Raw genomic sequence first — 17242 nt, 5'->3', positions numbered from 1 at the left:
ATCAGTTCAGCTCCTCCAGGGCTTTGGTTCTGCGGAATGCCACCACCGAAATGGTGCCGACAATGATGAAGATCAGGATCGAGAAGGCGCTGGCGAGCCCGTAGTCTGCTTGAGCGCCGACGAAGGCCACCTTGTAGACCATGGAGATCAGGATGTCGGTGGAGCCCACACTGACTCCGGCCGAGACATCCCGGGGACCGCCACCGGTAAGCATGTAGACCAGATTGAAGTTGTTGAAGTTGAAGGCGAAGGAGCTGATCAGCAGCGGAGCCAGCGCGGTCAGGAGTAGGGGAAGTTTGATGCTGCGGAAGGCCTGGAACGGTTTCGCCCCATCCACCTGAGCAGCTTCGCTGAGCTCCTCCGGAATGGACTGCAGCGCGCCGGTGCAGACCAGGAACATATACGGAAATCCCAGCCACAGGTTGACGATGAGGATGCTGATCTTGGCCAGCCAGGGGTCTGTCAGCCAGGGAATGGCGGCTCCGCCGAAGAGGACATTGTTCAGAAAGCCGAACTCCTGATTCATCATGCCCGCCCAGACCAGGGCGGAGAGGAAGCCGGGGAAGGCGTAGGGCAGGATCATCACCAGGCGGTAGTACTTCCGGGAGGTCATTCGCTTGTCGTTGAACACCATGGCCAGGAACAGGCCCAGCGCAAAGGTGGTGGCCACCGACAGGAAGGCGAAGGCAAAGGTCCACAATGTCACGTAGATCAGGGGGCCGCGGATGGACTCCTCCGTCACGGCGCGAACGAAGTTGTCCATGCCGACATTGATCCGCCACCCCGGCAGTAGCTGGTCACCGTCTTCGGCGATGAATGCTCCTTCACCCGTGTCACGGTAGACCGTACCGGTCTCCGAACTGGTCATGGTGTCGGCAGCTTCGTCGTAGATATACCTCGACGTGTAGACGTAGGCCCGCTGACCGTCCTGGGTTCGCAGGTATCCGTCGTTGGGATCCTCGCTGATCGCTACGGAGAGGTCGGTGATCTCAGTCTGGCGCTCGAGCAGCTGATGGAACTCCAGGACCTCGAAACCCTCCGCGGCGACCACGCGCCCGTCCTCCACGGTGGCCTGGTCCGTCGGCTCCAGCGGCTGCTCCGCACTGCCGATCAGGATCTCGTCATCGGCGGAGACCACCGCCAGATACAGCTGGTCGGTGGTCAGAAGCTCTCCTGCCTCCTCCAGCACCGACACCTGATAGGTGGGGGAGTCCGGGACCCGGTCCTGGGACTGGAGCATGATGGCTTGGATGGCGTGATCTTTGGTGGAGTTGTGACCGGTGCCGTAGTTGGTGAAAGCTACGTAACCGGAATAGAGCACCACGAAGATCTGAAAGATGAGCAGAAAGACCAGCCCCGGCGCGAGGTACTTGGCTGGAAGCACGCCGCGCTTGAGGTAGATCCAAGTCAGCGCGGCGGCTCCGATGATGACCAGCGAGCCCACCAGCCACCGCTCAATCATGAACAGCACAAGCGCCGCGTAGACGGCAGTGGCGCAGAGCAGGCTGAGCACAACGATCTTGAACAGCATCAGCTTCCACCCGGAGGAGGTCGCTTCAATGAGGGTTGAGGCCTGCTTCTGCCGACGGGCCCGCCTCCGTGACGTCTCCCGCACTGGCCTGCTGGTGGTGGACCCGTCAGCCATGGACTACTCCGTGGCCTCGGCGATGTCCTCAGCCATCTGCTCCCACAGCTGCGCTGGGTCACCCTCACCATTGATGATGGCTGCCTGGCTGGCGCCCCAGTAGTCCCACACGGCACCCATTTCTGGGATTGCCGGCATCGGCACCGCCTCGGCTCCGACTGCGCCGAAGCCGGCCACGATCTCATCGTCAGCCATCGCGGCGTCGAAGGCCTCCGTCAGGGCCGGGGCACGGCCGCCGACCTCGTAGAGCGACTGTTGGATCTCGGGGGAACCGACGTAGTCGACCAAGAAGGTGGTGGCGGCCAGCGTGTTCTCACTCTGGGCTGAGAGGAAGAATCCCTGGACCCCAGCAAAGGGCTGAGCATCTTCCTCTCCAGCGGCTGGGATGGGATCGACCGCAAGATTGATGCCCGCTTCCTCGGCCGCAGGAACGTTCCACGGTCCGGTGAGCAGGAAGGGGGACTCCCCGTCGATGAAGTTTTCCCGTGCCAGGTCTCCGTCGATGTTGGTGCTCAGGGTCCCTGCCTCGCCCTGGTCAGCGAGCCACTCGGCAAATTCGATGCCGCCCTCGTTGCCGATCGTCAGCTCCTCGGCGTTGTAGCTGCCGTCGCTGTTCTGTCCGAACACCGGTGCACCAAAGGACATCTGGAATGGGTAGAGGTGGTAGGGGTCCGCCGTCTGGGCATCGAGCCCGACCAGGAAGGGGTAGGTGGCTCCGGAGGTTTCACCGAGTTCGATCATCTCGTCGAAGGAGCCGGGTGCCTCGTTCACCAGGTCAGCGTTGCGCAGCAGGGCGATGTTCTCAATGGAGTAGGGGACTCCGTAGACCTGCCCGTCGTAGGTCCAGGCTTCAATCGCGACGTCTTCAAAGTCTTCAGCTGCATCACCGAGCTCCACCGGGGCGACGACCCCGTTGGTCACCAGTACTCCGAGCCAGTCGTGAGCGCCGACGGCGATGTCGGGGCCCTCCCCGGTGGGGACTTGAGAGACGAATTGGTCGCGCACCTCAGCGAAGTCCTGCTGCACCAGGTTGACGGTGATGCCAGTGTCGGCTTCAAAGTCTGCGGCGGCCTCGGCCAGCACATCGGCACGGTCGGAGTCGACCCACACGCTCAGCTCCCCAGAGGCTTCCGGGGCCGCAGCGCCGTCGTCGCCTGCTTCCTCATCCGCGCTGGCAGCGTCATCTGCGCCGCCACAGCCAGTGAGCGCCAGTGCAGCCACGCTGAGTACTGCAGAGAACCGGAAAATGTCTGGGGCGGGTGTCTTCATGATGTGCCTCTCGTGAGTGGGTGGTGACGCCTCGGCCGTACTCGGCGCGTGCAAGCGCTTCCAGTATGAACACTGAATGTGATCTATGCAACTCTCATTGGCATGAAACGTTAGGCGGGAAAACCCAAGCGCATGAAGGATGAGAGTGCACTGAGGGACGATAGGTGGTGTATGGAATCGCTTCCATATATGGTGTAAAGATGACCTCACCGTATGACGAGCATCACACCGCCGAATCTGGACCAGGCCATGAGTGGTGGCGCAGTGCAGTGATCTATCAGATCTACCCCCGGTCATTTACTGATGCCAGCGGCAACGGCGTCGGGGACTTGGCGGGGGCTACTGCGCGGCTTCCCGAGCTGCGGGAGCTCGGCATCGATGCCATCTGGCTGAGCCCCTTCATGACCTCGCCTCAGAAAGACGCCGGATACGACGTCGCCGACTACTGCGACGTGGACCCGATTTTCGGCACCTTGGCAGATTTCGACACCCTGCTGGCCCAGGCGCATGCCCACGGCATTCGGATCATTGTGGACTTGGTGCCGAACCACTCCTCTGATCAGCATCCGTGGTTCCAGGAAGCGCTCAACTCGGTACCGGGAAGCCCCGCCCGGAATCGCTACATTTTCCGCGACGGTACCGGTGAACAGGGGGAGCACCCGCCGAACAATTGGCAGTCGATCTTTGGCGGGGCGGCGTGGACCCGCGTGCGCGAAGCTGACGGATCCCCCGGGCAGTGGTACCTGCACCTGTTCGACTCCAGCCAGCCCGACTTTGACTGGTCGAATGAGGAGGTCAAGGCAGAATTTCGCAGAATTTTGCGTTTCTGGCTCGACAGGGGAGTGGACGGCTTCCGGGTCGACGTCGCCCACGGACTCGTCAAGGACCAGGACTTGCCAAACTATTCGCCGGACGAGGCGACGGCTTCCATGGGCGGGGAAGCGGAACCCGCTCCGTATTTCGAGCAGCCAGCGGTCCACGACGTGTATCGGGACTGGCGAACTGTGCTCGAGGAGTATGACGGCGACCGGGCGCTCTGCGGTGAGGCATGGGTCTCTTCGGTGGAGAAGATGGCGCTGTGGGTCCGACCCGACGAGATGCACCAAACGTTCAACTTCGAGTACCTTCTGGCCCCGTGGGACGCCGCAGAGCTGCGTTCGATCATTACTCGGTCGATTGCGGCATTTGCAGAGGTCGGCGCACCGGGGACGTGGGTGCTGTCCAATCATGACGTGGTGCGTCACGCCACGCGATTGTCGCTGCAGGAGGATAATCCGCAGGGCAGCGGCATCGGTCCGGACTTCCCGGGTGTCCCCTCCCGCGAGGCGGCCCTGCCCCGGGCGCAGGCAGCCACCGCACTGATGCTGGCGCTGCCCGGCTCGGCGTACTTGTACCAGGGCGAGGAGCTCGGGCTCGACGAGGTCCACGATCTGCCTGCGCAGGCGCGTCAGGACCCCACGTGGTTCCGCACCCAGGGACAGAAATATGGCCGCGATGGCTGCCGGGTCCCGCTGCCGTGGGAAGCTGACCAGCCCGCCTTTGGCTTCAGTGCCACCGGCCGCAGCTGGCTGCCCCAGCCAGAACGCTGGCGAGAAGCTGCCCGCGACCTCCAGCGCCAGGATGAGACCTCCCCCTTGCAGCTGTACCGGAAGCTGTTGCGGCTTCGGGCGCAGTACAGTCTGGGAGGCGGCACACTGGATTGGGAGCCGGGCTACCCGGACGGTGTGGTGGCGTTCCGCAACGGCCGCGTGCTGGTGCTGGCCAACGTCAGTGCAGCCGCAGTCCTCTTGCCAAGTGAGGCGCGCACACTGATCTCCAGCCGGCCTCTCAGCGGCGATCATGTGCCAGCAGACACCACGGTATGGTTAGAGCTTCCGGGTAAGAGCTGAAGGGACGGCGCCGCTGTGGTCAGTCTGGATGAAGTCGCCCAAGCGGCAGGCGTCTCGCCGGCGACCGCCTCACGAGCGCTCAGTGGGCGGGGCCACGTCTCCCCGGCGACCCGCCAGCGAGTCAGCGACGCAGCGGAGCAGCTTGGCTACGTGGTCTCTTCTGCTGCCTCCACCCTGGCGTCTGGGCGCAGCAGAAGCATTGGGGTGATGATCCCCGACCTTCACCGCTGGTTCTTCAATACCGTGCTCACCGGCATCTCAGACACGCTGACTCGTTCAGGATACGACCTGACCCTCTACAACGTCACTGGCGATGTTCAGCTCCGTCGGGAGATCTTTCGTGCGTTTCTCCGTCGACGGCGGGTCGATGGAGTCATCGTGATCGCCTTGGAGCTCGACGCATGGGAGACCCAGCAGCTCAAGGACCTGGGCCTGCCCGTGATTGTGCTTGGAGGCTCACTCCCGGATTTGCCGAGCATGGCCATTGACGATCGCGCGGTGACCCAGTTGGCCACTGAGCACCTTGTGGCCCTGGGCCACCGTCATATCGGCTACATTGGCGGCGAAGCGGCGTTCGACGTCGACTACCACGTGCCCAGCAGACGACGTGAGGGGTTCCTGTGGGGACTACGGCAGCACGGCATCACCCCTGATGAGTCCTTGGTGCAGGAAGCAGACTTCACCATTGCAGGAGGATACGCCGCGGCCAAACAGCTCTACGGCTCACCGGCCAACCAGATGACAGCGTTGGTGGCCGCATCCGACGAGATGGCCATCGGTGCGCTGTTGGCCGCCAGGGATCTGGGGATCGCCGTGCCGCAGCAGATGTCTGTGGTCGGTATCGACGGTCACGAATTGGGCGGACTGTTTCAGCTCACTACGGTGGACCAGCAGCCAGCCAGTCAGGGGCGCACCGCGGCCGAGCATATGCTCAGACGCGTGGAAAGCGATGAGGAGTTCACCATCGATCTCCCCTATACGCTGCTGGTGCGCGGCAGCACGGCGGCGCCAACGCATTCCGTACCGAGTTCAGACTAGTCCGCCACACCTGCCCGGCGGCGTGTAGTCCGATTGGCATGATGCGAATAGCGCGGCAGCCAGCGCTGCATGCCAGCTGCCGCCAACGGGCCTACGGCTGCCGCGGCCCACACGCCGGCGGCCAGCGAGCCAGCCGCAGCGCCCGCAGCCAGAATCAGCGGGCCGGCACCGAGACCAATGTCCGTCAACAGCCGCCAAGCCCCCAAGAATTGCGGCCGGGCCTCAGCGGGCGAGACGTCGGACGAGATGGTCATCATGATGCCTGAGCCCCAGCCATTGGCAAATCCCAGCAGCATCGCAACACCAGCCAGTCCCGCGCCGGTCGAGGTCAGCGGAAACAGCGCCATGGAGATGCCCAACATGGTCATAGCCGGCACCCCGACCCACAGCCGTCCCCACCGGTCCATCACTCTGCCGGCCGGGTAGAACAGCAGCATGTCAATGCCCCCAGCCAGGCCGAACAGCAACGAGATGGTGGTGGGGTCGAGGCCAATGTACTCACCCCACAGCGGGATCACCTGCTGACGGGCGCCGCGTATGGCGCCCACTAGCATGCCCACCGAGCCCAAGGTCGCGAGCATGGCGCGGTGGTCGCCCAAGACTTTCCAGAATCTGGGCTTCGTGATCTCCTGGGTGGCCGAGCTCACGGCGCCCTGAGGTTGTTCAGGCCGAGGCGTGCGAGCCAGCCAGACAGTCACGGTGGCGGCCAGAGCAGTGGCTGCGGCAAGATAAAATACTGCACCCATCGCAGAGAAGTGAATGACGCCTGCACCCAGAAACGGGCCGACAAACTGCCCGATGCGGTGCACGCCCCCGAGAGTCGACAGGACCGTCGCCCGGTTACCCACCGGGGTCACGGCGGTGAGATAGGAGTGCCGAGCCAGGTGGAAGACGGCGTTGCACGCCCCGACCAACAGCACCGCGATGGCCAGGGTGATCACCGATGGTGCCAGTGCCGCGCTGAGGAACCCCAGTGCGGCCACGGACCCAGCGGCGAGCATGGCCCGGCGGTCTCCGATCTTCGCCGCGAGTTGACCCGCCGGCAGATCAGCCAGGATCTGTCCCACCGGCAGCATGGCGGCGACCACCCCAGCGGTGGCGAGGGTGGCGCCGCGCTCCACGCTGTAGGGTGCCAGGATTGGCAGCAGAGCACCGATGCCCGTGCTGAAGATGAACGCCGGGATCAGAGCGCCCAGCACCACCTCGCGGAAGGGAAAGGTGGGGGTCATGGAGGAGCGCTTCACGGCAATCCACAATACTCCTCACCGGGCTGGGCGCAGCTGGCGGCCTCAGAGCCGCCTGTCAGCTGGGAATGAATTTTCAAGAGCGGGCTTCAGCCTGCGGTTAGGCTGTCAGGAGAGGAAGCCGACCCTGGCTCCGAGACACGGCTGAAGGAGGGAACCGAGACCGCTATGAGTTCACCGGCCCAGCGCTACGCAGAATCCCGACGACGCGCGGCGGAGGCCAAGACGGAGCTGGGCGCGTTCAAGTCGAGACAATCCTTTGAGCTCGACGAGTTCCAGCTTCAGGCCTGCCGACACCTCGAGGCCGGAAAAGCGGTGCTGGTGGCAGCTCCCACCGGGGCAGGTAAGACCATTGTGGGGGAATTCGCCGTCCATCTTGCCCTGGCCCTGGGGAAAAAGGCCTTCTACACCACGCCTATTAAGGCGCTGAGCAACCAGAAGTTCCAGGAGTTGCGTGACATCTACGGCCCGGAACGTGTGGGCCTGCTCACCGGGGACACCTCAATTAACTCCGAGGCTGAGGTGGTGGTCATGACTACCGAGGTGCTGCGGAATATGCTGTACCAGGATTCCTTGACCCTCGAAGACTTGGGCTTCGTGGTCATGGACGAAGTCCACTACCTGGCTGATCGTTTCCGCGGTGCGGTATGGGAGGAAGTGATCATTCACCTTCCTGAGGCGGTGCAGGTCGCAGCCCTGTCGGCCACAGTGTCCAACGCCGAAGAGTTCGGCGCGTGGCTGGATACGGTGCGCGGCGAGACTGCGGTGGTGGTATCTGAGCACCGTCCGGTTCCGCTGTGGCAGCACATGATGGTCGACTACCAGCTTCACGACCTGTTCGTACTGGACTCGCCGCATGACAGCGCTGATCCTGGGCCTGAGCGTGGAGGGGCGCCGGAGGCGCCAGTCCAGGCCCAACTTGTCAATCCGGAACTCCAACGGCTGGCCCACTTCGCCCAGGCTCCTGCCTCTCGGCGTTCGGGGGGACATCGGGGACGGGGCCGGGGCCGTCGCGATCGGCGTGCAGGCGCTGGCCCTGCTGGCCAGCAGGCTGGGGGAGAGGTCTCACGTCTCTCCGGCTCGCCCAAGGGGGCGCCCCGCCTGAGCCGTCCACGCATGATCCGGGCACTGGACCGCGATGGACTGCTGCCGTGCATCACATTTATCTTTTCCCGGGCAGGATGTGAGGCGGCCGTGGAGCAGTGCCTGCATCACGGCATCCGACTGACCAACTCTCAGGAGTCGAAGGAAATCGCCTCCCGGGTTGAGGAGATGGGATGGGAGCTGCCCGCGGAGGACCTGTCCGTGCTCGGCTTTGACAGTTTCCGGCAGGCCCTGATCAACGGCGTCGCCGCCCATCATGCTGGCATGCTCCCCCCTTTCAAAGAGCTGGTGGAGAATCTCTACGCTGAAGGTCTGCTGAAAATTGTCTTCGCCACCGAGACTCTCGCATTGGGGATCAACATGCCCGCCCGAACGGTGGTGCTGGAGAAGCTGGACAAGTTCAACGGGGAAAGCCACCAAGACATTACGCCGGGGGAGTACACCCAGCTCACAGGTCGCGCCGGACGCCGCGGAATCGACGTGGAGGGCCACGCGGTGGTGATCTGGCAGCCTGGCATGGACCCCCGCCAAGTGGCCGGGCTGGCCTCCAAACGCACCTACCCGCTGAACTCCAGCTTCAGCCCCAGCTACAACATGGCAGTCAATCTCACCGCCCAATTCGGGCGCCGACGAGCCCGCACCATCCTGGAGTCCTCATTCGCGCAGTTCCAAGCTGACCGGGCTGTCGTCGGACTGGCCCGAGACGTGGCCAAACGTGAGGCCTCACTGGCCGGCTACCAGGAGTCCATGACGTGTCACCTGGGCTCCTTCGTGGAGTACGACGAGCTGCGCAGGAAGCTCAACGCCCAGCAGAAGGACCAGGCGAAGGCCCGGTCCCGCCAGCGACGCAGAGAGGTCGTTCGCGTGCTCAGCGCACTGGAGCCCGGAGACGTCATCGAGGTGGGCGGTCGCCGCCGCCTGGGCGAGTGCCTGGTGGTCCATTCCGCTCCGGAACACGACCCGCGCCCCGGTGTCATCACCTCCGATGGGAAGCTGCGCAGCGTCACCGTCGAAGATTTTTCCCAGCCGCCTGAAGTGCTGACCAGCATCCGACTGCCCCGGAAGCCCCAGGTGAAGGTGCCGAAAATCCGGCGGGATCTGGCCTCTGCCATGCGCAGCGCACTGCGGGACCGCAGACCCCCACGCAGCAGCGCACCGCAGCCGGGCTTCAGCTTCAGCGAGGACCGAGGCAGCGAGGATGGTCTCGAGGTGGAAGAGCTGCAGGCGAACCTGCGCCGGCACCCGTGCCATTCGTGCCCAGATCGGGAAACGCACGCCCGGTGGGCCGACCGATGGTGGAAGCTGCGCCGGGAGACCGACCAGTTGAAGGCCAAGATCGACAGGCGCACTGGGTCTATCGCCAAGACCTTTGACCGAGTGTGCGGCGTACTCTTCGAACTGGGCCACCTCCAGGCCGCTGATCAGGACATGCTGCCAGCCGCTGATCCCTTGCCGGAGGAGTTCGACGCTGAGGAATTTCTGGTCACGGAGCGCGGACAGCGGCTTCGCCGGATCTACGGCGAACGTGACCTCTTGACCGAGTTACTGATGGATCGAGGAGTGCTCAGCCAGCTCAGCGCCGAGGAGCTGGCGTCCTACTCCACTCTGCTGGTCTACCAAGCCAAGCGGGAGGACGAAGGGGCGATGCCGCAGCTGCCCTCGAAGAAACTCGCTCAGGCGGTGCGGGCCGGGATTGAAGTTCACGCTGAGCTTGAATCCCTGGAGAAACGGCACCATCTTGAGCCGACTGCCGCCCCGGAGCTGGGGCTCGCAGTGCCGATGTACCACTGGGCGGCCGGTGAGAGCCTTCGAACGGCGCTGAGTGACTCTCCCCTTGCCGCGGGTGATTTTGTCCGCTGGGCCAAGCAGTGCATTGATGTGCTGGACCAACTGTCTGCGGTGCCCACCGCGAGTGCGAAATTCGCGAATCGATGCCGGGAAGCCGTTGACCTGATTTCCAGAGGAGTGGTCTCATACTCCTCGGTGACCTATCAATCCATTGAGGAAGATTTTGACGACGATAACTTCGACAGTTTCTGAGCCTGCACCTCACCCCCCGCAGCTGCTGTTCAACGCCACCGTTCACTCCACGGCGGAACCGTATGCCGAGGCGATGATGGTGGAAAGGGGCCAGGTTGCTTGGTTGGGGTCCGACGAGACTGCTGAGCAGATGCAGCACGCGGGCCTGGTCACCTCTGATCTAGATCGCGGGTTCCTCGCTCCCGGGTTCGTGGGGGTGGCCGGGCTGACGCTCGGTGAGCTCAGCCCCGGGACTGTAGCTGACGTGCTTGATGTCGCCGCTCACCACCTCGGCTATTCGGCATTGCGCCTGCGCATTGACCTGACGGTTGAGGACATTACCGCCGAACGCAGTGCCATCACAGGCCAGCACCTGGTAGAGGCACTCCAGGTTGCTGCCGGGCACCCGGTGGAAGTGTGGCCGGTGCTGCACCTCCACCGGGTAGAAGCCGACGGAGGTGCCCCCTCCATCGGTCCGGTCAATACACTCCTGGACCTCCTCGAGGCATGGGAGCTGCCGGGCCGCTCACCGGCAGTTCAGCTGACTTTCGGGGAAATCCTGCCCAACCTGTTAGGAGTGCGCTCATGGTGTGCCGAAGCAGGACGGCAGCTGCTGCTGGAATGTACCGCCACCGAGCCCAGCGTCGTCGTCGACGCGACAGTCACCTCGCAGAAACACCTTCGGGAGCTGAAACAAGGACCCTCGCCTGCCACTCCGACGGTTCTGGTGGGATTCGACACCGCCGACCGCGCCCAGTGGGAAGGCCTGCTCAACACTGGAGTTCACGTATTGCTCACAGGCCCGGGGCACTTGGCCACAGCCCTCAGCGTCGGCGTGCCGACCTCAGCTGCCCCACCTGAGGGGCAGAACCCATGGCAGCTGGTGACAGATCACGTTTACCAACCGAGCGATCCCGTGTCTGCGCGAGCCGGGTTCAACGCTCAGACCAGGGGTGCATACCGTTCACTGCCGGATGCGCCGCCGCTGGGCGGCCAGCTCAGTCTCGGCGCCGAAGCCACTTATTGCGTCTGGGAGGTCGAGCAGCTCTCAGTCCAGACCCCGGGATCCACCATCTCGGCGTGGAGCACGGACACTCGAGCACGCACACCGCTGCTGCCGCACCTGGACGGAGAAACGCTTCCCCGACTGGTCAGCACTGTCATCCAGGGGCGGTAAATTGGAAACCATGAAGCCCTTGACCATCATCCCCACCTACAACGAGATCGACTCCCTTCCCACTGTGGTGGACCGGCTGCGGGCAGCCGTGCCGGAGTCTGATGTGCTGATCGTCGATGACAACAGCCCCGACGGCACGGGGGAGCTGGCTGACCAGATGAGTGCACAGGATGCTCAGATTCACGTCCTGCACCGAACCCAGAAGAACGGTTTAGGCGGGGCATACCTCGCGGGCTTCTCCTGGGGGCTGGCCCGCGAGTACGACGTATTCGTGGAGCTCGACGCCGACGGCTCACACCAGCCTGAACAGTTGCCGGACCTGCTGGGTGCGGTGGATGAGGCCGACTTGGTGATCGGTTCGCGGTGGGTCAGCGGCGGCTCTGTGGTGAACTGGCCCCTCCACCGAGAGCTGATCTCACGGGCTGGAAGCACGTATTCGAGAGTTCTCCTCGGGCTGCGGGTGCGCGACATCACCGCCGGGTTCCGGGTCTTCCGCCGCAGTCTCTTGGAGGAGATCGACCTCGGCGCTATCGAGTCGGTGGGCTACGGCTTCCAGGTGGATATGACGTTCCGCACTGCCCGGCTGGGAAAGACCATCAAGGAAGTGCCGATTACCTTTGTGGAGCGGACGCTGGGAGAGTCCAAGATGAGCGGAGATATTGTGGCCGAAGCGGTGCTCAATGTCACCAAGTGGGGGCTCTCCGCGCGCGCAAAGGCCCTGGCCGCAAGAGCCAGGGCCTTCAGCCGATAGCGCGTGATCAGACTTTTTCGCCGCGTTTTCCGCGCAGGATCTTCAGCCGATCGTTGAGAATCTCCTCAAGCTCCTCCTCGCTGCGGCGCTCCAGGAGCATGTCCCAGTGGGTGCGCACGGGCTTATCCGGCTCTGCGGCAGGGGCCTCACCCTCAGCGAGCACCCCGACTTTCCCCGCAGAGGACGTCCAAGTGGCCGGAATATCAGCGTCTGCGGCGAAGGTGACGGTAATCTTCTCACCGTCTTCACAGACGTAATCGACGTTCTGTCGGGGTGCCGGTTCGACACCGGACTCGGTCTCCATGGACTGGGCGCCCAGGCGCATTCCGCGCAGGCTGCGGTCGCTCATGGCTGCTCCTTCTGACTTAGCTGGACAGGGCTGTACTCTTTCCGTCCCAACGGCGTCGGCGGCTCAGTTATTCCGCTCGTGGGAGGTGGCAGGGCCGTCCTCGGGCTCCTCCGGGAGGTGGTCCGGATCGAGATCAGGCTCCTCCACCGGGGGAGCGGTCTCCGCTACGCGCCGCAGGGCTGCTGCACTGTCCTCTTCCAGCCCCGGCACGCCGGAGCCTCGGGCCGCGCTGGCATTGCCGTGCTCGGCCTTCCGGGCTTCCTCCTCGAGCTCTTTGGAGCTCAAGTAGCTCGAATGGTCATCCGTCACCGAGGTGGACCGGGCTGATTCGGCAAGATCAGCGATCGCTGAAGAGATCCCAGGCCTGCCGGTGGCACCAGAGGCTTCTTCCGTGCGACGTTTCCGCAGACGCTCAGCACGGGATTCCAGTGCCTTTTCGCGCTCTTCGAAGGAGAGGCCGCTGCTGTCGTCTTTGCTGCCGAAAGCGCCCGACAGTGACTTCAGGGCTTCGCCGAACTCACCCGGGATGACAAACATCGTATTGGACTCGGACTTGGCCATCTCTGGCAGTGTCTGCAGGTACTGATAGGAGAGCAGCTCCGGGCTTGGCTCAGAGGCGTGCACTGCGTTGAAGACCGTCTCGATGGCCTGGGCCTCCGCATTGGCGGCCAGGATTCTTGACTGCGCGTCACCCTCAGCCTGCAGAATCGCGGCCTGACGCTCACCCTCAGCGTTGAGGATGGAGGACTGCTTGTTGCCTTCTGCGGTGAGAATGGCGGCGCGGCGACTGCGCTCCGCCCGCATCTGCTGCTCCATGGAGTCCTGGATGCTGTGCGGGGGGTCAATAGCCTTCAGCTCCACTCGGGCGACTCGGATGCCCCAGCGTCCTGTGACCTTGTCCAGCTCACCGCGCAGCATCGAGTTGATCTGGTCCCGCGAGGTCAGGGCTTCTTCGAGGTTCATCCCGCCCACCACATTGCGCAGCGTGGTCGTGGTCAGCTGTTCCACGGCAACGATGTAGTTCTGGATCTCATAGGTGGCGGCCTTGGGGTCAGTGATCTGGAAGTAGACGACCGTGTCGATGGAGACCACCAGGTTGTCCTCAGTGATCACAGGCTGGGGCGGGAAGGAGACCACCTGTTCGCGCATGTCCAACATCGGAAGCAGCCGGTCGATGAACGGCACCAGCAGCGTAAGGCCGGGACCCTGGGTGCGCTGGTACTTTCCGAGCCGTTCGATAATGCCAGCCCGGGCCTGGGGAACGATGCGGACGCTTTGAGCGAGCACCACCACCACGAAGGCCACGAGCGCCAGGAGTACCACGATTACGACAATTTCAGGCATGTCTGCCATCCGTCCTTTTGGGTTGCGGGTCAGTCTTCACGGGTCTGGGGATCATCCCACTGAATGCTGGAGGTCGGCTTCAGGTAGACGGTGGCTCCGTCCACCGATTCCACCACTGCGGGGGTGCCAGGCTCAATCTGGAACGGTCCGGCCGCGCGGGCTGTCCATGTATCACCGTCAACCTCGGCCAGCCCGGATAGCTCCGTGACGGCTTCCAGGGCCTGAGCTTCCATGCCCGCCATGCGGTCAATATTGGTCAGCTGCTCGGCCGAGCCCTTCTTCAGGTGCTTCAGAGCAATGGGCCGCACCGCACCCAACATCAGCAGAGCGGTCACCGAGCCCACCACCACCTGCATCCAGAGTTCGCCACCGGCCAGTGAGACCATCATGGCGGCCAGTGCGCCCACCGCGAGCATGAGGAACATCAGGTCCAGCAGAAAAGACTCGACGACGGCGAGCACGAACGTCAGTGCCAGCCACGCCGCCCAGAGGTTTTCGCCGAACCACTCGATCATGCTCAACCTCCCGGTTCTGCGGTCCCGGCGTACTCCCAGACCTTGTCCACCAACTGTAGCGAGCAGAACCGGGCAACGTCGAGGTTGTCCCTGCGCGGTGGGCAGACCGGACCTTCGGCGGGCGGCCCCGCCACCATACATTAGTCCGATAATCTACATTATGTCAGGTTGTCGGGAGGGCGAGGGCGATCATTCGCAGTATGGAACCGAGGGCACACAACCTCGACAAGGTTTTTTGGTGTGGCCGAGGCGTCGTCGACCGTGACTGTAATCTGGCTGCATGGTCTCCGCTGCACTCTTGCTTACCGATGCCGTGCTGGTGGTGCTGTTCGCGATCGCCGGCAATTACGCGCATGACAGTGGGCTCTCGGCAGCGGCCGTCAGCGGCACCGCCTGGCCGTTCCTGGCCGGACTTGTCCTGGCCTGGCTGCTGAGCTCATCGTGGACGCGGCCCTCTCAGGTCTGGCCCGCCGGGGTGGTCGCAGTAATCCTTACCGTGGTGGTGGGCCTGTCGCTGCGGGTGCTCTTCACCGACGGTGGTGCTGAGCTCTCCTTCATCCTGGTGGCCACGGGCACACTGGGCGTTCTTCTGCTGGCCCGTCGGCTGGTCACCGCGCGCTGGCTGGCTGCGGCGCAGCCCGAGGCCGCGGACCCTCGGTGACTCTGCCCAAACCTTCGGCTTATGTCCAGAGAGTCTCCAGGCAGATGTCGCTAACGTAGGAATGGTTCGAAGCACGCCGCGTCAACCTCACCGTTCAAGGAGGACGCCATGAAAGCTGTGACCTGGCAAGGAACCCGCAAAGCCTCTGTCGAGACCGTTCCGGACCCCACCATCCAACGGCCCAATGACGCCATTATCGAAGTCACCTCCACCGCTATCTGCGGCTCCGACATTCACCTCTTCGAAGTCCTGGGTCCCTTTATGACTCCAGGAGACATTGTTGGCCATGAGCCGATGGGTCGCGTGGTGGAGGCGGGGCCGGACAGCAATCTCCGGCCGGACGACCGAGTGGTGGTTCCCTTCCAGATCGCCTGCGGCGACTGCTTTTTCTGCGCCAAGGGGCTGCAGACCCAGTGCGAGACCACCCAGGTCCGCGACCAAGGCTCCGGGGCACCGCTGTTCGGGTACTCCCAGCTGTACGGCTCCGTCCCCGGGGCACAGGCCCAGTACCTGCGTGTGCCGCATGCCGACTATGGCCCGATCAAGGTCAGTGATGAGCTGCCGGACCACCGGTATCTGTTTCTCTCCGACGTCCTGCCCACCGCCTGGCAAGCCGTGGCCTACGCTCACCGCTCCCCCGGAGACTCGGTGGCGGTACTGGGGCTGGGCCCCATCGGACAGTTCGCCGCACGCATCGCGCAGCATCAGGGACTGACCGTCTACGCCATTGATCCGGTGCCCGAACGCCGGGAGATGGCAGCCCGGCAGGGCATCCTGGTCCATGACAATACTGACGCCTCACTGACCGCGATCCGTGAGGCTACCCAGGGCCGCGGCCCCGACGCCGTGATCGATGCTGTGGGGATGGAAGCCCACGGCGACGCGCAGTCCGCTTTTGCGAAGTTCGCCCAACGGACAGTGCAGTACCTGCCCGACAAGCTCGGGCAGTCAGTGATGGGCAAAGCTGGAATGGACCGACTGGCTGCGCTGTACACCGGAATTGATCTGGTCCGCCGCGGAGGCACATTGAGTCTTTCCGGGGTCTACGGGGGTCAAGCCTCCCCCCTGCCGATGCTTTCGCTGTTCGACAAGCAGATCCAGATCACTATGGGCCAGGCCAACGTCAAACGGTGGGTGGACGATCTCCTCCCGCTGGTTGAGGACCCCCGTGATCCGCTCGGGGTGGACGATTTCGTGACCCACCGTCTCCCCCTGGACCGAGCCCCGGAGGCCTACGAGATGTTCCAGAAGAAGGCAGACGGGTGCATCAAGGTCGTCCTGGAACCACAACCCGTGCGCTGAGACCGCCGCCGCTGACATCAAAGGAGCATTATGACTGACAAAGCACAGCACGACCCCCGGACCAAACATCACGACCATGACCTACCCGCCCATGCCGACACCGGCCAGCCAGGGCTGACCTCAGAGATGAGCCCCCGGCCCGACCACGGTGAAGACAGCTATGTGGGCTCCGGCCGACTGAAGGGCAAACGGGCCCTCATCACCGGAGGCGACTCCGGAATCGGACGCGCGGTGGCCCTGGCTTATGCCCGCGAGGGCGCTGATGTGGCCATTGGCTACCTCCCTCAGGAGCAGGCAGACGCTGAGACTTCAGCGGACCTCATTCGTGAAGCGGGACAGAAGCCGGCACTGTGTCCGGGGGACCTCACTGAGCAGGGGGCGGCCGAGAAGCTGGTCCAGACCGCGGTTGAGGAACTGGGCGGGCTCGACGTCGTGGTGCTCAATGCGGCCTATCAGCGCGCGCGCACTGACTTTGCCGACACCCCTATGGCAGAGGTCGAGAAGGTCTTCGGCACCAACTTGGTCTCGCATATCGCCGTAGCCCAAGCCGCGGTGCCCCACTTGCAGCCGGGTGCCTCGATTATTACGACCACCTCGATCCAGGCTGCCGGGCCTGCTCCCCCGCTCTTCGACTACGCCATGACGAAGGCCGCCCAAGTTGCCTTCACCGAAGTGCTGGCCACCGAGCTGGGCACCAAAGGCATCCGGGTCAACGCGGTGGCTCCGGGGCCCATCTGGACTCCCCTGATTCCAGCCACAGGTTTTCCTGAGGACAAAGTGCAGGAATTCGGGCAGGACACCCCCACCGGCCGACCGGGTCAACCGGCCGAGCTTGCTGGGGCCTACGTGTACCTGGCCTCGGAGCAGGCCAGCTACACCTCTGGCGCGGTGATTCCGGTCACCGGGGGCAAACCATTTACAGGAGGATGAGAATT

Annotated in this window: 14 protein-coding genes; 8 read left to right on the top strand and 6 right to left on the bottom strand. The window is 63.9% G+C overall.

Translation table 11 applies throughout. The features are described 5' to 3' along the window. Position 1: 1 nt before the first annotated feature. Together FEF27_RS02680 and FEF27_RS02675 are read right to left on the bottom strand one after the other, a co-directional pair. Positions 2–1645: an ABC transporter permease subunit gene (locus tag FEF27_RS02680; protein WP_138169273.1), complete on the bottom strand. Its 1644-nt coding sequence runs from the start codon at positions 1643–1645 to the stop codon at positions 2–4. A gap of 3 nt (positions 1646–1648) precedes the next feature. Continuing rightward, complete coding sequence (locus FEF27_RS02675; RefSeq protein ID WP_138169272.1) at positions 1649–2914, bottom strand: sugar ABC transporter substrate-binding protein; 1266 nt, start codon at positions 2912–2914, stop codon at positions 1649–1651. A gap of 200 nt (positions 2915–3114) precedes the next feature. Here FEF27_RS02675 and FEF27_RS02670 point away from each other — a divergent pair, with 200 nt between their 5' ends. Continuing rightward, entirely contained in the window at positions 3115–4803 is a 1689-nt protein-coding gene (locus FEF27_RS02670; protein ID WP_138169271.1) for a glycoside hydrolase family 13 protein, read from the top strand. Between the two features lie 15 nt (positions 4804–4818). Next, entirely contained in the window at positions 4819–5841 is a 1023-nt protein-coding gene (locus FEF27_RS02665) for a LacI family DNA-binding transcriptional regulator (protein WP_138169270.1), read from the top strand. Here FEF27_RS02665 and FEF27_RS02660 read toward each other — a convergent pair. Continuing rightward, a complete protein-coding gene (locus FEF27_RS02660) occupies positions 5838–7085 on the bottom strand; it encodes an MFS transporter (protein ID WP_243728980.1) in 1248 nt (415 codons plus the stop codon). The two genes, FEF27_RS02665 and FEF27_RS02660, sit on opposite strands and share 4 nt — an antisense overlap. A 168-nt stretch (positions 7086–7253) precedes the next feature. Here FEF27_RS02660 and FEF27_RS02655 point away from each other — a divergent pair, with 168 nt between their 5' ends. The 3 genes from FEF27_RS02655 to FEF27_RS02645 are packed head-to-tail and all read left to right on the top strand — an operon-like array spanning position 7254 to position 12136. Further along, positions 7254–10229 carry a DEAD/DEAH box helicase gene (locus FEF27_RS02655; protein ID WP_138169269.1) on the top strand — a complete coding sequence of 992 codons (2976 nt, stop codon included), beginning with the start codon at positions 7254–7256 and terminating at the stop codon, positions 10227–10229. Next, complete coding sequence (locus tag FEF27_RS02650; RefSeq protein ID WP_138169268.1) at positions 10201–11385, top strand: hypothetical protein; 1185 nt, start codon at positions 10201–10203, stop codon at positions 11383–11385. The genes FEF27_RS02655 and FEF27_RS02650 overlap by 29 nt, the downstream gene beginning before the upstream one ends. Before the next feature lie 10 nt (positions 11386–11395). Beyond that, positions 11396–12136: a polyprenol monophosphomannose synthase gene (locus FEF27_RS02645; protein WP_138169267.1), complete on the top strand. Its 741-nt coding sequence runs from the start codon at positions 11396–11398 to the stop codon at positions 12134–12136. Between the two features lie 7 nt (positions 12137–12143). Here FEF27_RS02645 and FEF27_RS02640 read toward each other — a convergent pair whose 3' ends face one another. From FEF27_RS02640 to FEF27_RS02630, 3 genes are all read right to left on the bottom strand, one after another. After that, positions 12144–12485 carry an RNA polymerase-binding protein RbpA gene (locus FEF27_RS02640; RefSeq protein WP_138169266.1) on the bottom strand — a complete coding sequence of 114 codons (342 nt, stop codon included), beginning with the start codon at positions 12483–12485 and terminating at the stop codon, positions 12144–12146. Between the two features lie 63 nt (positions 12486–12548). After that, entirely contained in the window at positions 12549–13829 is a 1281-nt protein-coding gene (locus FEF27_RS02635) for an SPFH domain-containing protein (RefSeq protein WP_138169265.1), read from the bottom strand. Between the two features lie 29 nt (positions 13830–13858). Then, positions 13859–14344, bottom strand: coding sequence for an NfeD family protein (locus FEF27_RS02630; RefSeq protein ID WP_138169264.1), 486 nt, complete (start codon positions 14342–14344; stop codon positions 13859–13861). A 280-nt stretch (positions 14345–14624) separates the two neighbouring features. Between FEF27_RS02630 and FEF27_RS02625 the strand changes: the two genes are divergently transcribed. From FEF27_RS02625 to FEF27_RS02615, 3 genes are all read left to right on the top strand, one after another. Further along, positions 14625–15005, top strand: a complete 381-nt coding sequence (locus tag FEF27_RS02625; protein WP_138169263.1) for a DUF3054 domain-containing protein — start codon at positions 14625–14627, stop codon at positions 15003–15005. A 108-nt stretch (positions 15006–15113) separates the two neighbouring features. Next, positions 15114–16307, top strand: a complete 1194-nt coding sequence (locus tag FEF27_RS02620) for an alcohol dehydrogenase catalytic domain-containing protein (protein ID WP_138169262.1) — start codon at positions 15114–15116, stop codon at positions 16305–16307. A 30-nt stretch (positions 16308–16337) separates the two neighbouring features. Next, positions 16338–17237 carry an SDR family oxidoreductase gene (locus FEF27_RS02615; RefSeq protein ID WP_138169261.1) on the top strand — a complete coding sequence of 300 codons (900 nt, stop codon included), beginning with the start codon at positions 16338–16340 and terminating at the stop codon, positions 17235–17237. Positions 17238–17242 lie beyond the last annotated feature (5 nt).

Source organism: Nesterenkonia sphaerica, assembly GCF_005771565.1.
GTDB classification, from domain to species: Bacteria; Actinomycetota; Actinomycetes; order Actinomycetales; family Micrococcaceae; genus Nesterenkonia; species Nesterenkonia sphaerica.
Note: the sequence above shows the minus strand (reverse complement) of the source record. Positions and strands in the feature narration are given on the sequence as shown.

What these genes read in the sequence shown, in the direction of transcription:
- FEF27_RS02680 (WP_138169273.1), bottom strand. Translation starts at nt 1,645, where the DNA reads ATGGCTGACGGGTCCACCACCAGCAGGCCAGTGCGGGAGACGTCACGG.
- FEF27_RS02675 (WP_138169272.1), bottom strand. Translation starts at nt 2,914, where the DNA reads ATGAAGACACCCGCCCCAGACATTTTCCGGTTCTCTGCAGTACTCAGC.
- FEF27_RS02670 (WP_138169271.1), top strand. Translation starts at nt 3,115, where the DNA reads ATGACCTCACCGTATGACGAGCATCACACCGCCGAATCTGGACCAGGC.
- FEF27_RS02655 (WP_138169269.1), top strand. Translation starts at nt 7,254, where the DNA reads ATGAGTTCACCGGCCCAGCGCTACGCAGAATCCCGACGACGCGCGGCG.
- FEF27_RS02645 (WP_138169267.1), top strand. Translation starts at nt 11,396, where the DNA reads ATGAAGCCCTTGACCATCATCCCCACCTACAACGAGATCGACTCCCTT.
- FEF27_RS02640 (WP_138169266.1), bottom strand. Translation starts at nt 12,485, where the DNA reads ATGAGCGACCGCAGCCTGCGCGGAATGCGCCTGGGCGCCCAGTCCATG.
- FEF27_RS02635 (WP_138169265.1), bottom strand. Translation starts at nt 13,829, where the DNA reads ATGCCTGAAATTGTCGTAATCGTGGTACTCCTGGCGCTCGTGGCCTTC.
- FEF27_RS02630 (WP_138169264.1), bottom strand. Translation starts at nt 14,344, where the DNA reads ATGATCGAGTGGTTCGGCGAAAACCTCTGGGCGGCGTGGCTGGCACTG.
- FEF27_RS02625 (WP_138169263.1), top strand. Translation starts at nt 14,625, where the DNA reads ATGGTCTCCGCTGCACTCTTGCTTACCGATGCCGTGCTGGTGGTGCTG.
- FEF27_RS02620 (WP_138169262.1), top strand. Translation starts at nt 15,114, where the DNA reads ATGAAAGCTGTGACCTGGCAAGGAACCCGCAAAGCCTCTGTCGAGACC.
- FEF27_RS02615 (WP_138169261.1), top strand. Translation starts at nt 16,338, where the DNA reads ATGACTGACAAAGCACAGCACGACCCCCGGACCAAACATCACGACCAT.